The 15,387-nt window shown below is 61.0% G+C and carries 16 protein-coding genes; 5 read left to right on the forward strand and 11 right to left on the reverse strand.

Going from position 1 to position 15,387, the window contains the following annotated elements:
• Positions 1-2 precede the first annotated feature (2 nt).
• Both ACZ5SR_RS07660 and ACZ5SR_RS07665 read right to left on the reverse strand, forming a co-directional pair.
• Positions 3-1,049: an NAD(P)/FAD-dependent oxidoreductase gene (locus tag ACZ5SR_RS07660; protein ID WP_464450958.1), complete on the reverse strand. Its 1,047-nt coding sequence runs from the start codon at positions 1,047-1,049 to the stop codon at positions 3-5.
• Positions 1,050-1,117: 68 nt separating this feature from the next.
• On the reverse strand, positions 1,118-2,050 hold the full coding sequence (locus tag ACZ5SR_RS07665) for a LysR family transcriptional regulator (protein WP_464450959.1): 933 nt from the start codon (positions 2,048-2,050) through the stop codon (positions 1,118-1,120).
• 106 nt (positions 2,051-2,156) lie between these two features.
• Here ACZ5SR_RS07665 and ACZ5SR_RS07670 point away from each other — a divergent pair, with 106 nt between their 5' ends.
• The 5 genes from ACZ5SR_RS07670 to ACZ5SR_RS07690 all read left to right on the forward strand — a co-directional run bounded on the left by ACZ5SR_RS07670 (position 2,157) and on the right by ACZ5SR_RS07690 (position 8,872).
• Positions 2,157-2,870: a pirin family protein gene (locus ACZ5SR_RS07670; RefSeq protein ID WP_464450960.1), complete on the forward strand. Its 714-nt coding sequence runs from the start codon at positions 2,157-2,159 to the stop codon at positions 2,868-2,870.
• Between the two features lie 43 nt (positions 2,871-2,913).
• Positions 2,914-3,447: a flavodoxin family protein gene (locus tag ACZ5SR_RS07675; RefSeq protein WP_464450961.1), complete on the forward strand. Its 534-nt coding sequence runs from the start codon at positions 2,914-2,916 to the stop codon at positions 3,445-3,447.
• A gap of 104 nt (positions 3,448-3,551) precedes the next feature.
• Positions 3,552-4,247 (forward strand): DUF599 domain-containing protein, encoded by a 696-nt coding sequence (locus tag ACZ5SR_RS07680; protein ID WP_464450962.1) that lies wholly within the window; start codon positions 3,552-3,554, stop codon positions 4,245-4,247.
• A gap of 46 nt (positions 4,248-4,293) precedes the next feature.
• On the forward strand, positions 4,294-7,821 hold the full coding sequence (gene dnaE / locus ACZ5SR_RS07685; RefSeq protein ID WP_464450963.1) for a DNA polymerase III subunit alpha: 3,528 nt from the start codon (positions 4,294-4,296) through the stop codon (positions 7,819-7,821).
• 64 nt (positions 7,822-7,885) lie between these two features.
• Positions 7,886-8,872: an NADPH:quinone reductase gene (locus ACZ5SR_RS07690; protein WP_464450964.1), complete on the forward strand. Its 987-nt coding sequence runs from the start codon at positions 7,886-7,888 to the stop codon at positions 8,870-8,872.
• 17 nt (positions 8,873-8,889) lie between these two features.
• Here ACZ5SR_RS07690 and tolA read toward each other — a convergent pair whose 3' ends face one another.
• From tolA to ACZ5SR_RS07735, 9 genes are read right to left on the reverse strand one after another with little or no spacing between them, the layout of a single operon-like run.
• On the reverse strand, positions 8,890-9,825 hold the full coding sequence (tolA, locus tag ACZ5SR_RS07695) for a cell envelope integrity protein TolA (protein WP_464450965.1): 936 nt from the start codon (positions 9,823-9,825) through the stop codon (positions 8,890-8,892).
• A 13-nt stretch (positions 9,826-9,838) separates the two neighbouring features.
• Complete coding sequence (locus tag ACZ5SR_RS07700) at positions 9,839-10,258, reverse strand: biopolymer transporter ExbD (RefSeq protein ID WP_464450966.1); 420 nt, start codon at positions 10,256-10,258, stop codon at positions 9,839-9,841.
• Between the two features lie 10 nt (positions 10,259-10,268).
• On the reverse strand, positions 10,269-10,967 hold the full coding sequence (tolQ, locus tag ACZ5SR_RS07705; protein WP_464450967.1) for a protein TolQ: 699 nt from the start codon (positions 10,965-10,967) through the stop codon (positions 10,269-10,271).
• Positions 10,964-11,389: a YbgC/FadM family acyl-CoA thioesterase gene (locus tag ACZ5SR_RS07710; RefSeq protein ID WP_464450968.1), complete on the reverse strand. Its 426-nt coding sequence runs from the start codon at positions 11,387-11,389 to the stop codon at positions 10,964-10,966. The genes tolQ and ACZ5SR_RS07710 overlap by 4 nt, the downstream gene beginning before the upstream one ends.
• Positions 11,386-12,573: a pyridoxal phosphate-dependent aminotransferase gene (locus ACZ5SR_RS07715; RefSeq protein ID WP_464450969.1), complete on the reverse strand. Its 1,188-nt coding sequence runs from the start codon at positions 12,571-12,573 to the stop codon at positions 11,386-11,388. The genes ACZ5SR_RS07710 and ACZ5SR_RS07715 overlap by 4 nt, the downstream gene beginning before the upstream one ends.
• A gap of 10 nt (positions 12,574-12,583) precedes the next feature.
• Positions 12,584-13,108, reverse strand: a complete 525-nt coding sequence (nusB, locus tag ACZ5SR_RS07720) for a transcription antitermination factor NusB (protein ID WP_464450970.1) — start codon at positions 13,106-13,108, stop codon at positions 12,584-12,586.
• Entirely contained in the window at positions 13,108-13,605 is a 498-nt protein-coding gene (ribH, locus tag ACZ5SR_RS07725) for a 6,7-dimethyl-8-ribityllumazine synthase (protein WP_108313185.1), read from the reverse strand. The genes nusB and ribH overlap by 1 nt, the downstream gene beginning before the upstream one ends.
• 2 nt (positions 13,606-13,607) lie before the next feature.
• Positions 13,608-14,735, reverse strand: coding sequence for a bifunctional 3,4-dihydroxy-2-butanone-4-phosphate synthase/GTP cyclohydrolase II (gene ribBA, locus ACZ5SR_RS07730; RefSeq protein ID WP_464450971.1), 1,128 nt, complete (start codon positions 14,733-14,735; stop codon positions 13,608-13,610).
• Entirely contained in the window at positions 14,732-15,370 is a 639-nt protein-coding gene (locus ACZ5SR_RS07735) for a riboflavin synthase (protein WP_464450972.1), read from the reverse strand. Before ACZ5SR_RS07735 ends, ribBA begins: the two co-directional genes overlap by 4 nt.
• Between the last annotated feature and the right edge of the window lie 17 nt (positions 15,371-15,387).

Raw genomic sequence — 15,387 nt, forward strand, 5'->3', positions numbered from 1 at the left:
GGTCAGCGGTTTTTGAGCACCGCCAAAGCCAGTTCCAGGCCTGAGACAAAAGCGTCTTCGACCCGGTGGCCCAAGCACCAGTCGCCGCAAAGACCGATGCCTTGGTCTTTGGACCACATGAAACTCTGGCCCAAAGGCTGAGCTGTTTTGGCATACAACCAGCGGTGAACTTCAGCATGCGCGGGCGTCACGCGGATCCCGGTGATTTCGGCAAAGGCTTTGATCAGCTTGCCTTTGACGCGATCTGGTGTGTCGTTGACATGCTCGGCCGACCAAGGGGCGCTGGCCTGCACGGTCCAGCGCTCGATGCGCTCGCGCCCGGGTTTGGACGACTCCCGCGCCATCCAGGCGATGCGGTGGTGCGTGCTGCGGGCCGCGTTCCATTGGGGGCCGATGGTGATCAGGCCCGGTTGTACGGCTTGGGGGTAAGCCAGCATGAGTGTCCAGCAAGGGTCGACCGTCACATGGGCCAAAGGTTCAGCCAAATCACTTTGACCCGAGGCCTTGAGCAAAGCGCTGGCTTGCTCTGGCGGAATGGCCAAGATGACTTTGTCAAAACCCGCGTAAATGTGTTGCCCACCGTCTTCGGTTTCGGTCTGCAACTGCCAGCCGCCTTTCTTCAGGGGGTCGGCCATGATCTGCGTCACACGGGTTTGCAGTTGCACATTCCCATCTTCGACCAAGGGTGCAGCCCATGCTTTGACCAAGGCGTTCATGCCGGGGGCGGCCACCCAGTGGCGCTCGCCGCCGGGAAGACCCGCTTCGATCACCCGCCCATTGGGATCGAGCACGCGCACGGCGTTCGCGCTCCAGGGCTTGCACACGCCGGGCGCTGTGCCAATGGCCAGCTCAAAACGGGGATCGCGCACGGTGAAATATTGGGCCCCGTGGTCAAAGCTGCCGAAAGCGCTGGACCGGGTGGACATGCGCCCTCCGAGGCCGCGGCTTTTTTCGAACAAAGTGACGTTGTGTCCGGCTTGGCGCAAAGTACGTGCGCAAGTCACGCCGGCCATGCCGACACCAATGATGGCGATGTGTTGTGTGGTCATGCTGCCACTTTAGCCCAGAAATGCGCGTGAATGTCGCTTGGGTGGGTTTGTCCTGATGCTGCTTGCTTTCAGACCTTCAAGCCCAACAGAGCCTCTTTGGTTGCGGCTTGGTTGAGCTGTGCCGTCCACCACAGCAGGGCGTGGCCCGCAGGGCTCAGGCGGCTGTCTCGCCAAGCCGCATGAACCGTGTTTAGACGCGTCTGCTCGGTGGTCTTGATGACCAACTGACCCTTCGCGACAAAAGGCTGGGCCAGACTGTGCGGCAAAAATCCCGCGCCAAGGCCACGCAATTGCGCTTGCAATTTGCTGGGCATGTCGGGCACGGTGAAAACGTCTTGTCCGCCTTGCAGCCCCACGGTGAGACCGCTGCCGCGCTGCACCGAATCGGCGACAGCCACCACCCGGTGCTGCAACAACAAGGCATTGCTCAAAGGCTCTGCCGCTTGGGCCAGTGGATGTTGAGGCGCCACGGCAAACACAAATGGCACGTCGCCCAGCGCGACATGCTGGATGTCTGCAGCCATGTGTTGGCCCAGTGCCACCCCTAAAGCCAAGTCGGCTTGCCCGGAGGTCAGTGCGGCCATGGTGCCAGACAAAGCCTCATGGCGAATGCGCAAGCGGGTGGGGCTGTTCAGAGCCAAAAAGGCCTCGCACAAATCCATCACCACATCACGCGCCATGATGCTGTCCACCGCCACTGTGAGCACGCCTTCCCAACCGGTGGCCACGCGTTTGACGCGGTTGGCCACGCTGTCGATGTCTTGCAGCAAACGGCCTGCTTCGCGCAACAGCTCTTGGCCCGCTGCGGTGGGGCGGGCTTGGCGCGCGCTGCGGTCAAACAACAGCACATCCAGCGCGTCTTCGAGCTGCCGCACCCGGTAGGTCAAGGCGCTGGGGACGAGGCCCAGCTGACGCGCGGCAGCCGCAAAACTGCCTTGCTCGGCAATGGTTTGCAACATGAACAGGGCGTCTGGGGTGAGCCAATCTTTGGGACTTTGCATGATCTTGGTATTTTATTTCAAATAATTTGAATGATGACGGCAAAACCATTGCACCGCAGGGGGGTGTTCTGTCCTTAAAGTTCAGGTCTGTTTTGAGGAGTTCCCCATGTTGACCCTGCGCAAATCGAACGAACGCGGTTATGCCGACCACGGCTGGCTGAAATCTTTTCACAGCTTTTCTTTTGCCAACTACTTTGACCCGGCCCACATGGGTTTTGGCAACCTGCGCGTCATCAACGAAGACCGCATCGACCCGGGTACCGGCTTTGGTACCCACGGCCACCGCGACATGGAAATCATCAGCTACGTGTTGTCGGGCAATTTGGCCCACCAAGACAGCATGGGCAACGTCAAAGGCATTCCGCCGGGTGACGTGCAGCGCATGAGCGCGGGCAGTGGCGTGCGCCACAGCGAGTTCAACCATGCCAAGGGCGAGCAGACCCACTTCTTGCAGATCTGGATCGAGCCCAATGTGACGGGCATCGACCCCGGCTACGAACAAAAAACCGTGCCTGAAAGCGCCAAACGAGGCCAACTCGCTTTGGTGGCTGCCCCGGCGGCAGACGCGCAGGCTGCCGACTACGCGGTGCAAATCCACGCCGATGCCCGCATGTTTGCCGGTCTTTTTAATGGCGCTGAGGCTGCCCAACTGCCGCTCAACCCCGCTCGCAAAGCCTATGTGTTTTTGGTGCGCGGCCGCCTGCAGGTCAACGGCCAAACTTTGCAGGCGGGTGACGCCGCCATGCTGCAAGCCGAATCGTCTTTGGCTTTGAGCCAAGGCCAAGACGCCGAAGTGCTGGTGTTCGATCTGGCTGCTTGACCCTTTTTTCTTTCCTCTTTTTTCAACCCCTAGGAGTTTTCTCATGGCTAAAACAGTTGTTGTCTACCATTCCGGCTACGGCCATACCCAGCGCGTGGCCCAATTTGTGGCCCAAGGCGCCAATGCGCAAGTCATCGCCATCGACGCCGACGGCAACATCACCGATGCCGACTGGACTGCATTGGATGCGGCCGACGCGATCATCTTCGGCTCGCCCACCTACATGGGCATGGCTTCTTGGCAGTTCAAGAAGTTTGCCGACGCCACTTCCAAGCGTTGGTTCACCAGCGCCTGGAAAGACAAAGTCGCAGGCGGCTTCACCATCTCGGCCAGCCCCAGCGGCGACAAGCTGTCCACTATCCAGTACTTCATCACCTTGTCCCAGCAGCAAGGCATGATTTGGGTGGGCCAGCCCGCCATGAACGACGGCACCATCAACCGCATCGGCTCCAACTCCGGCGTGATGGCCCAAGTCGGTCCGACCAGCCCTGCCGAAGACATCCCTCAGGGTGACTTGGACACGGCCAAAGCCTACGGCGAGCGCGTTGCGGCCATCGCGGCCAAGCTGCGCGGCTGATCTTTGCCGATTCCAGAGCAGGGGCTCGCGCCCACAGGGTCTACCGATCTTGTGGGAGCGAGCCCCTGTAGCCGAATGGTGTGCCTCTCGGTTAGCATGAAGGCATGAAAATCATTTCCATGCTGCCATGGGCCGATTGGCTGGCACTGATCACTTTTTTTGCGTTGTGGGTGGGTTATGCCTGGCTCGCCAAGGTGCGCGGTCTGCGCGACCAAAGCCTGATCGCCAACACCAACCGCTACCGCCAAATGTGGATGATGCAAGCCACCCAACGTGACCCGCGTGTGCTGGACGGCGTGATCACCCAGAATCTGTCGCAAACCCCGGCCTTTTTTTCCTCCACCAGCATCATCATCATCGGTGGATTGTTTGCACTGTTAGGCACCACCGACAAAGCTGCCGAGTTGGTGGGCGAAATTCCGTTCGCTGAACCCACGCCTTTGCTGGTTTTTGAGCTCAAGATTTTGGTGCTGGTGGGCATTTTTGTGTACGCCTTTTTTCGCTTCTCTTGGTCCATGCGGCAATACACCTTTGTGGCGCTGGTCATCGGGGCTATGCCTTCGCCCGAAGACTTTGAGGCCAAACGGTTTGACCGCCAACACTTTGCCGAGCGCGCGGGCAATCTGGTCAGCGCTGCCGCCGAGACTTTCAACGATGGTCTGCGGGCCTATTACTTTTCTTTTGCCGCCATGGCCTGGTTTTTTTCGCCGCTGGCGCTGGTCTTGGCCACGGCCTTGGTGGTGCTGATTCTTTACGGGCGCGAGTTCAGGTCTGAGGTTCTGCAGGTCTTGCGCGACTGAAAACGCACACCTTTTGCCGCAGGGTGACCTTCTACAATGGCAGGCTATGTTTGTTCACCTGCGCCTTCACTCTGAATTCTCTGTCGTTGACTCGACCTGTCGCATCGACGAGGTGGTCAAATCAGCCGCCAAGGATGGGCAGCCCGCTCTGGCCATCACCGACCTGAATAACCTGTTTGGTGGCGTCAAGTTCTACAAGGAAGGCCGTGGCAAAGGGGTCAAGCCCATCTTGGGCGCTGAGATCAACCTCGAAGGCTTGGGCGGTGAGCTTTCGGCCTTGAGCCGGATGGTGCTTTTGGTGCAAAGCCACCCAGGTTATCTGAACATTTGCGAGCTGCTGGCCCGCGCCTGGACGCAAAACGCAGGCAAGGGCGTGGCCGTGGTCAAGCTGGCTTGGCTCAAGGAGCTGTCCGAGGGCCTGATTTTGCTGTCGGGCGCGCAAGCCGGGCCGGTGGGCCAGGCCATTGTGCAGGGCGACACCGACAAAGCCGCTGATGTGGCTTTGCAGCTGGGCTCGATCTTTCCGCACCGTTTTTACCTGGAACTGCAACGCGCAGGCCGTCCCGAAGACGAGACGCAGGTGGCCGGGGCCGTGGCGCTGGCTGCTCGCTTGGGGCTGCCGGTGGTGGCCACGCACCCGGTGCAGTTTCTGACCACAGACGACTACGAAGCGCACGAAGCGCGGGTGTGTATTTCTGAAGGTGAAATTCTGGCCAACCCGCGCCGGGTGCGCCGCTTCACGCGGGAGCAGTATTTCAAGTCGACCGAGCAGATGTGCGCCTTGTTTGCCGACGTGCCCAGTGCGGTGGCCAACACGCTGGAGATTGCCAAGCGCTGCAACCTGACGCTGGTGCTGGGCAAACCGCAGCTGCCCAATTTTCCGATCCCGCCTGTCAATGGCGTGGTCATGTCCGTGGACGACTATTTCCGTCACGTTTCCCACGAGGGCCTGAAAGAGCGGCTGATCCACCTGTACCCCGACGAGACCCAACGCGAGGCAGAACGCGCGCGGTATGTGGAGCGGCTGGAGTTCGAGCTGGGCACCATCTTGAATATGGGTTTTCCGGGTTACTTCCTGATCGTGGGCGACTTCATCCAGTGGGCCAAGGCCAACGGCTGCCCGGTGGGGCCAGGCCGGGGCTCGGGCGCGGGCTCGTTGGTGGCCTATGCGCTCAAGATCACCGACCTAGACCCGCTGCAATACAGCTTGCTGTTTGAGCGCTTTTTGAACCCCGAGCGGGTGTCCATGCCCGACTTTGACATTGACTTTTGCCAGGGCAACCGCGACCGGGTGATTGACTATGTGAAGGACAAGTACGGCCGCGACGCGGTCAGCCAGATCGCCACCTTCGGCACCATGGCGGCGCGCGCGGCCATCCGCGATGTGGGCCGTGTGCTGGACATGAGCTACACCTTTTGTGACGGCATCAGCAAGCTGATCCCCAACAAACCGGGCATGTCGGTCACGCTGCAGTACCCGCCCGCCACACCGAAAGAAGGCGACAAGAACAACTACGCGATTGCCATGGAACCCATCTTGGCCGAGCGCATTGAGCGCGAAGAGGATGTGAGGACCTTGATCGAGCTGGCGCAAAAGCTCGAAGGCATGACCCGCAACATCGGCATGCATGCCGGGGGCGTGCTCATTGCCCCGGGCAAGCTGACCGACTTTTGCCCGCTGTACCAGCAGCCTGGCAGCGAATCCGCGGTGAGCCAATACGACAAGGACGACGTGGAGTCCGCAGGGCTGGTGAAGTTCGACTTTTTGGGCCTGGCCACGCTGACGATTTTGGAGATCGCCCGCGAGTTCATCATGAAGCGACACAAAGGCCAAGAGAACTTCGCTTTTGAGAACATCCCGCTTGACGATGCGCCGACCTACAAACTGTTCTCGGACGGCAAGACCGAAGCCGTGTTCCAGTTTGAAAGCCGAGGCATGCAGGGCATGCTGCGCGACGCACGGCCCAGCCGCCTGGAAGACCTGATTGCCCTGAACGCCTTGTACCGGCCCGGTCCCATGGACCTGATCCCCAGCTTTGTGGCGCGCAAGCACGGGCGTGAAGAGGTGGAGTACCCGCACCCGGCTGTGGCCGAGATGCTGAGTGAGACCTACGGCATCATGGTTTACCAAGAGCAGGTCATGCAGACGGCGCAGATTCTGGGCGGTTACTCGCTCGGTGGCGCCGACTTGCTGCGCCGCGCCATGGGCAAGAAGAAGGCCGAGGAAATGGCCGAGCACCGCGAGAAATTCCGCGCTGGTGCTTTGGCCACCCACAACATCCCGCAGGACAAAGCTGACGAGGTTTTTGACCTGATGGAAAAGTTCGCGGGTTATGGCTTCAACAAGTCGCACGCCGCCGCCTATTCGCTGCTGGCGTACCACACCGGCTGGCTCAAGGTGCACTACACCGCCGAGTTCTTCTGTGCCAACATGACGGTGGAGATGGACGACACCGACAAGCTCAAGGTGCTTTACGAAGACGCCCTGAAGTTCGGCATCCGCTTTGATCCACCCGATGTGAACCGGGGCACGCACCGCTTTGAACCCGTCACCGACAAGATCATTCGTTATGGTCTCGGGGCCATCAAGGGTACGGGCCAACAGGCGATTGACGCCATCGTGGCCGCCCGCAACGAAGGCGGCCCCTTCACCAGCTTGTTTGACTTTGCCGTGCGCGTGGACCGCACCCGCATCAACAAGCGGACTGTAGACGCGCTGATCAAGGCCGGTGCTTTTGACTCGCTGCACATGAACCGCGCCGCCTTGTCGGCCAGCATCGACAGGGCGTTTGAATTTTCTGCCGCCACCACGGCCAACGCCAACCAAGGCGGTTTGTTTGACATGCTGGGCGACGACTCGCACGGCTCCAGCACACAAGAGCCCGAGTTGGTGGAAGTCATGCCTTGGGGCATCAAAGAGCGCCTGCTGCTCGAAAAAACCGCCGTGGGCTTCTTCTTGTCAGGTCATTTGTTTGACGCGGTGGAGCGTGAAGTGCGCCAATTTGCCCGGCGCAAGATCGATGACTTGATCGACAGCCGCGAGTCTATGGTGCTGGCAGGGATCGTGAGCGACCTGCGCATCATCAACGGTCAGCGCGGCAAAGTGGCGATCTTCAAGCTCGACGACAAATCGGGTGTGATGGAAGCCACGGCCGACGAATCCTTGATCAACTCGGCCAAGCATTTGCTCAAAGACGATGAGCTCATCATCGTCACCGCCAAGATGCAAGCCGACCGTTTCTCGGGTGGTTTCCGTCTCAAGATGGAGCAGATCATGGACTTGGGCGCGGCCCGCTGTCGCTTCGGCAAATACCTGCGCGTGGCCGTCAATGGCCGTGCGCCCGACATCGCCCGCCTGGTGCGGGAGTTCCCGGCGCAACGCGAACAAACCGAGCAGGGCGATTTGGTGCGCGGTTTGCCCGTGCGTTTGGTCCTGGAGCGACGCAACGATGAGCTGGCCGCCCGCGCCGAGCTGGCGCTGGGCGAAGCCGCCAAATTCTTCCCCACCGACGCCGCGTTGGCCAGCTGGATGGCGCAAGCCGATCAGGGCCAAGCGCGGATCGTGTACGACTGACCTTCCCCTCACACCCATTCAACGCCCATTCCGCGGCCATTCCTCATCCACTCAGGAGCACACCATGAAAGCAGCTTGGTACACCCACAACGGCGAAGCCCAGGACGTGATGCAGGTGGGCGAGTTGCCCACCCCCACGCCCCAAGCGGGGGAGGTGTTGGTGCGCTTGGTGACCTCGGGTGTGAACCCCTCGGATGTCAAATCTCGCCGCGCTCGGCCCGTGAGCGACCCCTTGATCGTTCCGCACAGTGACGGCGCTGGCGTGATCGAAGCGGTGGGGGCTGGCGTGTCCGCTGCCCGAGTGGGCCAGCGCGTGTGGGTCTGGAATGGCCAGTGGCAACGCGCTTTGGGCACCTGCGCTCAATACATCGCTTTGCCTGATGCGCAAGCCGTGGCTTTGCCCGATGACACCGACTTCGTAGCTGGTGCTTGCATGGGCATTCCGGGCCTGACCGCTGTGCAAGCGGTGATTTTGGCAGAGCGTCTGGCTGGTGATTTGCGTGGGCAAACCGTGTTGGTCACCGGGGCTTCATCGGCCGTGGGGCACTACATCACCCAAATGGTGTGCTTGGCCGGTGGCCGCGTGATCGGCACCGTCGGCTCTGAAGCCAAAGCCGCGCATGCCCGCGCTGCTGGCATGCAAGAGGCGGTGTTCTACAAAACCGAGTCGGTGCCCGAGCGCGTCAAGGCTTTGACGCAAGGCCGCGGCGCAGACGTGATCATCGACATGGATTTTTCCACCACGGCCCGTTGGGCGGCCGAAGGCGCTTTGGCCGCTCACGGCCAAGTGGTTTGCTACGGCTCGAACGCGCTGGACGTGGCCATGCCGTTTCGCCCCTGGCTGTTCCAGTCGATGGGCGTGAAGTTTTTCCTGGTCTACGACCTGACGCCCGCCGACCGTCAAAAGGCTGTGGCCCGCTTGTCGGCCATGCTGTCACAACAGCAGTTGCAGCACAGCATCGGTGCCCGGTTTTCATTGGATCAGATCGCCCAGGCGCACCAAACGGTTGAAGCAGGGCAGACCGTGGGCAATGTGGTGGTGGACTTGTAAGTCCCTAGGCCGCGGCCTCAATCCAAAGGCCTGAACCCCAACACAATCACAGGCGGCACACGCCCATCGGTGTCTTTCGGAAAGATCTCTGTTTTATCGATGGCGCGCAGCACGGCGTCGTCCCAAGCCTTGTTGCCACTGGTTTGCACAATGCGACGGCTCTGGATGGTGCCGTCAGGGCTGACTTTGACTTCCACCTCGGCACGCGGGTTGCCTACGACATCACCGGGGTAGGTGATGTTGGGTTTGATGCGGCCCACCAAGCGGCCCGCATAGCTGGCCGATGGGCCGGATGATTTGAGCGCGGTACCCGTGGCGTTTTCGCCACCCGACGCACCCGCCATGCCTTGCATGCGCTTGAGGTTTTCCTGTCGCATGGCGTCAGCTCGGGCGGCATCGGCTTTTTCGGTCTTGGTTTTTTCTGCCGCTTTTTTCTTGTCGCGGTCTTTCTCTTCTTGCGCTTTTTTCTCTTTGGCGAGCTTTTCTTTTTCGAGCTCTTTGCGCTTGGTCTCGGCTTTTTCTTTCTCAGCCTTGGCTTTTTCTTTGGCCGCTTTTTCTTTGTCGGCCTTCAGTTTTTCAGCTTTCTCGGCTTCTTTTTTCTTGTCCAGCTGTTTTTGCTTTTCGAGTGCAATTTGTGCGTCGCGCCGCTCCACTGCTGGGTCTGGTGGCGGTGGCGTGGGTTTGGCGGGCTCGGGCTCGGGCTTGGGCGCAGGCTGGGGTTCGGGTTCTGGCTCGGGCGGGGTTTCTTGCAGTTTCGGGGCGGCTGCTTGGGGTGTGGCGGACCACAGCTCGGCTTCGGCCTGCACGGTTTGGGTTTGGGTTTTCCAGGCGGTGGCCAAGCCCAGCGCCAGAAACAACAAGGCGTGCGCCACCCCCGCCACGACCCAGGCGCGACCCGCGCCGGGTTGGGCTGGTGGCGCAAATTCGAGGTTAGGCGTCGCCTTGGCGTTCAAACCCGTGTCTCCGTCAAGGTGCCAATTGAACCGACAGGCCCACGCGAGCGATGCCCGCACGTTGCAGGCTGTCCATCACTTGCACCACCGTTTCGTATTTGACGGTTCGGTCGGCGCTGATGACCACGGCGGTGTTGTCGCTGTCACCCACCAGGCCTTTGACGCTGGCGGCCACGCTGGCGAGGGAGGCACTGTCGGTTTTGCCCTCGCTCACAAGTTCCAGTCGTTCGTCTTTCTGGATCACGATCTGAATGACTTTGTCGGGCTGCTTGGCGGCTTTGCCCACGCTGGGCAGGTCCACCACGCTGGGGGTGATCATGGGTGCGGTGACCATGAAGATGATGAGCAGCACCAACATCACATCGATGAAGGGCACCATGTTGATTTCGGCAATGGTGCGGCGACCACGACCCCGAGATGAAACACCGGGCATGACGTTCCTTTCAGTGGCCCGAGGCCGAGCTGCTGGCTCCGCCCAGGCTGCGCTGCAGGATGTTGGAGAACTCTTCGATGAAGGTTTCCAGCTTGATGGCGATGCGGTCCACGTCGTGTGAGAAGCGGTTGTAAGCCAACACGGCAGGGATGGCGGCGAACAGGCCAATGGCGGTGGCCACCAGCGCTTCGGCAATGCCGGGGGCGACTGTGGCCAGGGTCACTTGCTGCAAACTGGCCAGGCCTGTGAAGGCGTGCATGATGCCCCACACGGTGCCAAACAAGCCCACATAAGGCGAGATGGAGCCGACCGATGCGAGGAACGCCAATTGCGATTCGGCCACGTCCATCTCACGCTGGAAACTGGCCCGCATGGCGCGGCGTGCGCCGTCGAGCAAGGTGCCTGCATCGCTGATGTGGCGCTCACGCAGTTTTTGGTATTCGCGCATGCCGCTGGCAAAAATGCGTTCCATGGGGCCAGAGAGTTTGGCGTTTTGGCTGGCCGAGTTGAACAGCTCGTTCAGGCTGGTGCCCGACCAAAACACACGCTCAAACTCTTCGTTGAGGTTTTTGATGCGCTTGATGGCGGTCAGCTTGCGCACGATGGCAGCCCAGCTGGCGACCGATATGCTGAGCAAAATCAGCACCACCAGTTGCACGACAAAACTGGCGTGCAGCAGCAGCGAGACGATGGACATGTCTTGGTTCATTTCAGGGCTTCCAGAACGGGGGCCGGAATGCGGCCAGGTTTCAAGGTGTGGCTTTCGACCCAGCCCAGGCGAATGGTGCCTTCGGCGAGCAGTCGATCGGGTTGGTCTTCGGCGCGCAAGTAGGCGCGCTGGGCAATGGTCAGGCTGGCTTTGCCGCCGGTTTGCAGCTCGGCGGTCACGATCAGGGTGTCGTCCAAGCGGGCAGGCGAGTGGTATTTGACGGCGGTTTCAGACACGACAAACATGCCGCCCGATTCGTCACGCAACATTTGCTGGCCAAAGCCCAGGTCGCGCAGCCACTCGGTGCGGGCACGTTCAAAGAACTTGAGGTAGTTGGCATAAAACACGATGCCGCCCGCGTCGGTGTCTTCCCAATAGATGCGGATGGGGTGTTCGAAAACGGTGGGATTGGGCGTGCTCATGGCTGCAACCAGGCTTTGAGGCGGGCGATGGCGGTTTGCAACTCGGCCATCGAATTGGCGGTGGAAAAACGCACAAAGCGGGCCGTTTGGTCGGTGCCAAAGTCGCGTCCTGGCGTGATGGCCACGTGGGCATGCTCCAGCGCGGCAAAGGCAAAGTCCCAACTGTCTTTGAGGCCCAGCTTTTGGCAAGCGGCCGTGCAGTCGGCCCAGGCGTAAAAAGCGCCATCGGGCGGCACGGGCACTGTCAGGCCCAAGTCGTTCAAGGCCGGGATGAAGTAATCGCGCCGAGCTTTGAATTCGGCGCGACGGCGCTCGTATTCGGCCAGGCTCTCGGGTTCAAAGCAGGCCAAGGCCGCTTGTTGCGACACGGTGCTGGCACAGATGAACAGGTTTTGCGCCAGACGCTCCAGCACGGGGGTGAGCGCTTCGGGCACCACCAACCAGCCCAAACGCCAGCCGGTCATGTTGAAGTATTTGCTGAAGCTGTTGATGCTGATGACGTCATCGCTCAAAGCGAGGGCGCTTTGGCCGAAAGCGTCATCGTGGCTGAGGCCCAGATAAATCTCATCGATCAGCGTGATGCCGCCACGGCTGCGCACGACTTCCACGATGCGGGCCAGCTCGGCCGGGTCAATCGAGGTGCCCGTGGGGTTGGAGGGCGATGCCAACAAGACGCCACGGGTTTGGGGCCCCCAAGCCGCAGCCACTTTGGCGGCGCTGAGCTGAAAGCGCTCTTTGGCCGTTGTCGGTAACAGCACGGCGTTGCCTTCGGCTGCGCTCACGAAGTGGCGGTTGCAGGGGTAGCTCGGGTCGGGCATCAGGATTTCATCGCCCCGGTCAATCAACGCCAAACACGCCAGTTGCAGCGCCGCCGACGCGCCGGCTGTGACCACGATGCGGCTGGCGGGCACCTGCACGCCAAAGCGCGAGGCGTACCACTGGCTGATGGCTTGTCGCAAGGCGTCCAGGCCCAGAGCGGGGGTGTATTGGGTTTGGCCGGATGCGATGACGGCCTGGGCAGCTTCCTGCACCCGGGGCGGGGCGGTGAAGTCGGGCTCGCCGATGTTCAAAAAGACCACGGGCCGCTCGGTGTGCGCGACCTCGCGGGCTTTTTGCGAAGCGGCCTTGGCCACCTCCATCACCCAAAAGGGCTCGATCCGCTCGGCTCGCTCAGAGATGCGCATGGTTTCTTAATTATTTGATGCGGCCAGATTGGCGGTCGGCTTGCACTTCGGCGCTGCGCAGCTCGGGGGCCAGGCCGTTCAGCACGGCGTTCACGTACTTGTGACCATCGGTGCCGCCAAAATCCTTGGCCAGCTCGATGCACTCGTTGAGCACCACACGCCAAGGCACGTCCAGGCAGTGCTGCATTTCATACACGCCAATCCACATGATGGCCCGCTCGATGGGCGAAATCTCGGCAAAGCTGCGGTCGAGCTTGGGCGCGATCAACGTATCCAGAGCCTGGGCTTGTTCGGTGCAGCCATAGAGCAGGGCGTCGTAATGGGCCGAGTCGGCTTTGTGAAAGCCCGACAGGTCGCGGGTGAACACGTCGATGTCCGAGGCCTCGTTTTTGCCCACGATGTGTTGGTACAGCGCCTGCAGCGCAAACTCGCGCGAACGGCTGCGGGCAGGCTTGGCAGATGACTTGCGTGTGCCTGCGGCTGCGGGCGGGGTGCTTGCCGTTTCTGTTTCTGGCGTGCTGTTCTGGTCGTTCATCAGGTGTTCTCTTCGTCGTCAAACTCTTCGGCCAGGTCGGCCGACAGGTCGTCCATGATGCAGGCCATCTCGACCGCCACACGGGCGGCGTCGCGGCCTTTTTCGGTCTGGCGCACGATGGCTTGTTCCAGGTTTTCGGTGGTCAAAATCGCGTTGGCGATCGGCAGGTTGTAGTCGAGCGACACGCGGCTCACGCCCGCACCCGACTCGTTGGCCACCAACTCAAAGTGGTAAGTCTCGCCACGGATGATGCAACCCAATGCAATCAGTGCGTCGTATTCGGCGCGCTCTGCCATGGCTTGCAAAGCGACTGGTACTTCCAGGGCACCCGGCACCATGACGTGGTCGATGCTGGTCACGCCCAGCGCTTCGAGTTCTTCAATGCAGGCTTTGGCCAGGGCATTGGTGATGTCTTCGTTGAATCGGGCTTGCACAATGCCGATGTGCAGGAATTGCCCGTCGAGTTCTTGTTCTGTGCCTTTGTTCGCTTCGAGCATGGTTATTCCTTGGGGATGTAGCCGGTGATTTCGAGGCCGTAGCCGGTCATGCTGGGCATGCGGCGGGGGCGGCCCATAAGTTTCATTTTGTGCACGCCGCATTCACGCAGGATTTGCGCGCCGACGCCATAAGTGCGCAAATCCATCTTGCCGCGCTCGGGCGCTTGGGCCGAGCGAGCGCGGCCTTCAAATTGGGCCAGCAGCTGGTCTGCCGATTCGCCGCAGTTGAGCAGCACGGCCACGCCGCAGCCTTGTGCGTTGATGTATTGCAAGCTGGTGTCCAGGCTCCAGGAGTGCATGGCACGGTTGACTTCCAGCGCGTCGAGTACCGACAGCGGCTCGTGCACACGCACAGGCACTTCCTGATCGGCCGACCATTGGCCCTTGACCAGTGCCAGGTGCACCGTTTGGCTGGGTTGGTCACGGAATGCGTGGGCCGTGAATTCGCCGTGGGCAGTCTGTAATGTTCGGCTGCCGATGCGCTCGACCAGAGATTCGTTGCGGCTGCGGTATTGGATCAGGTCGGCGATGGTGCCGATCTTGAGGCCGTGCTCGGCTGCAAACAGTTGCAGATCGGGCAGGCGGGCCATGGTGCCGTCGTCTTTCATGATCTCGCAGATCACAGACGATGCGCTGCACCCGGCCATGGCGGCCAGGTCACAACCGGCTTCGGTGTGGCCTGCGCGCATGAGCACGCCGCCATCTACCGCCTGCAGCGGGAAGATGTGACCGGGTTGCACCAGGTCTGTGGGCTGGGTGTTGCGCGCCACAGCCACTTGAACAGTCTTGGCGCGGTCGGCGGCCGAGATGCCGGTGGTCACGCCTTCGGCCGCTTCAATGGAGACGGTGAAGGCGGTGCTGTACACGGTGCCATTGCGTGCCGCCATGGGCGGGAGCTTCAGGAATTCGCAGCGCTCGCGGGTGAGCGTGAGGCAAATCAGGCCACGGCCAAAACGGGCCATGAAGTTGATGGCTTCGGGCGTGACGTGGTCAGCTGCCAGCACCAGGTCGCCTTCGTTTTCGCGGTCTTCTTCGTCGACCAGGATCACGATGCGACCAGCTTTCATCTCGGCCACGATTTCTTCGACAGGCGAGATCGCCACGGGGGTCAGTTTCTCGGGGGCGTTCATGCGGGGTCTTTCTGGGTCAGGCCAGCGCTGAGCATGCGCTCAACGTAACGGGCGACGGTGTCGATTTCGAGGTTGACTCGGCTGCCGGCTTGGAGGCTGCCGAGGGCGGTGTTCTCGACGGTGTGGGGGATCAGGTTGATGCTGATTTCGCAGCCTTGCGCCAGATCGGCCACGCTGTTCACCGTGAGGCTCACGCCGTTAACAGTGATCGAGCCTTTGTAGGCGAGGTACTTGGCCAAGGTGTGTGGTGCCAAAACGCGCAATTCCCAGCTTTCGCCAATTTGCTCAAAATGGCTGATGTGGCCCACACCGTCCACATGGCCCGACACGATGTGCCCTCCCAAACGGTCATGCGCGCGCAGGGCTTTTTCGAGGTTGACGGTGCCTTCTTGGTCGAGGCCGCTGGTCTTGTCCAGCGATTCGGCCGAGATGTCGATGGTGAACTGACGGCTTTCAGGGCTGAAAGTGGTGACCGTCATGCAAGCGCCATTGAGGGCGATGCTGTCGCCCAAGCCCACATCGTCAAGGTACCCAGCGGGGGCCTCGATGGTGAGGCGCTTGCCGTGGTGTAAAGAGCGACCCAGGTCGTGGATGGCGACGATTCGCCCCACGCCGGTGATGATTCCGGTGAACATAGCTGTCTATTTTCGCA

This window comes from Limnohabitans sp. TEGF002 (genome assembly GCF_055395845.1).

Excerpts from the sequence above, each read along its gene's own strand:
- ACZ5SR_RS07690 (WP_464450964.1), top strand. The coding sequence starts at position 7,886 with ATGAAAGCAGCTTGGTACACCCACAACGGCGAAGCCCAGGACGTGATG.
- ACZ5SR_RS07735 (WP_464450972.1), bottom strand. The coding sequence starts at position 15,370 with ATGTTCACCGGAATCATCACCGGCGTGGGGCGAATCGTCGCCATCCAC.
- ACZ5SR_RS07700 (WP_464450966.1), bottom strand. The coding sequence starts at position 10,258 with ATGCCCGGTGTTTCATCTCGGGGTCGTGGTCGCCGCACCATTGCCGAA.
- ACZ5SR_RS07710 (WP_464450968.1), bottom strand. The coding sequence starts at position 11,389 with ATGAGCACGCCCAATCCCACCGTTTTCGAACACCCCATCCGCATCTAT.
- ACZ5SR_RS07670 (WP_464450960.1), top strand. The coding sequence starts at position 2,157 with ATGTTGACCCTGCGCAAATCGAACGAACGCGGTTATGCCGACCACGGC.
- ACZ5SR_RS07680 (WP_464450962.1), top strand. The coding sequence starts at position 3,552 with ATGAAAATCATTTCCATGCTGCCATGGGCCGATTGGCTGGCACTGATC.
- ribBA (WP_464450971.1), bottom strand. The coding sequence starts at position 14,735 with ATGAACGCCCCCGAGAAACTGACCCCCGTGGCGATCTCGCCTGTCGAA.
- ACZ5SR_RS07675 (WP_464450961.1), top strand. The coding sequence starts at position 2,914 with ATGGCTAAAACAGTTGTTGTCTACCATTCCGGCTACGGCCATACCCAG.
- ACZ5SR_RS07715 (WP_464450969.1), bottom strand. The coding sequence starts at position 12,573 with ATGCGCATCTCTGAGCGAGCCGAGCGGATCGAGCCCTTTTGGGTGATG.
- tolQ (WP_464450967.1), bottom strand. The coding sequence starts at position 10,967 with ATGAACCAAGACATGTCCATCGTCTCGCTGCTGCTGCACGCCAGTTTT.
- ACZ5SR_RS07660 (WP_464450958.1), bottom strand. The coding sequence starts at position 1,049 with ATGACCACACAACACATCGCCATCATTGGTGTCGGCATGGCCGGCGTG.
- ACZ5SR_RS07665 (WP_464450959.1), bottom strand. The coding sequence starts at position 2,050 with ATGCAAAGTCCCAAAGATTGGCTCACCCCAGACGCCCTGTTCATGTTG.
- ribH (WP_108313185.1), bottom strand. The coding sequence starts at position 13,605 with ATGCTCGAAGCGAACAAAGGCACAGAACAAGAACTCGACGGGCAATTC.
- nusB (WP_464450970.1), bottom strand. The coding sequence starts at position 13,108 with ATGAACGACCAGAACAGCACGCCAGAAACAGAAACGGCAAGCACCCCG.
- dnaE (WP_464450963.1), top strand. The coding sequence starts at position 4,294 with ATGTTTGTTCACCTGCGCCTTCACTCTGAATTCTCTGTCGTTGACTCG.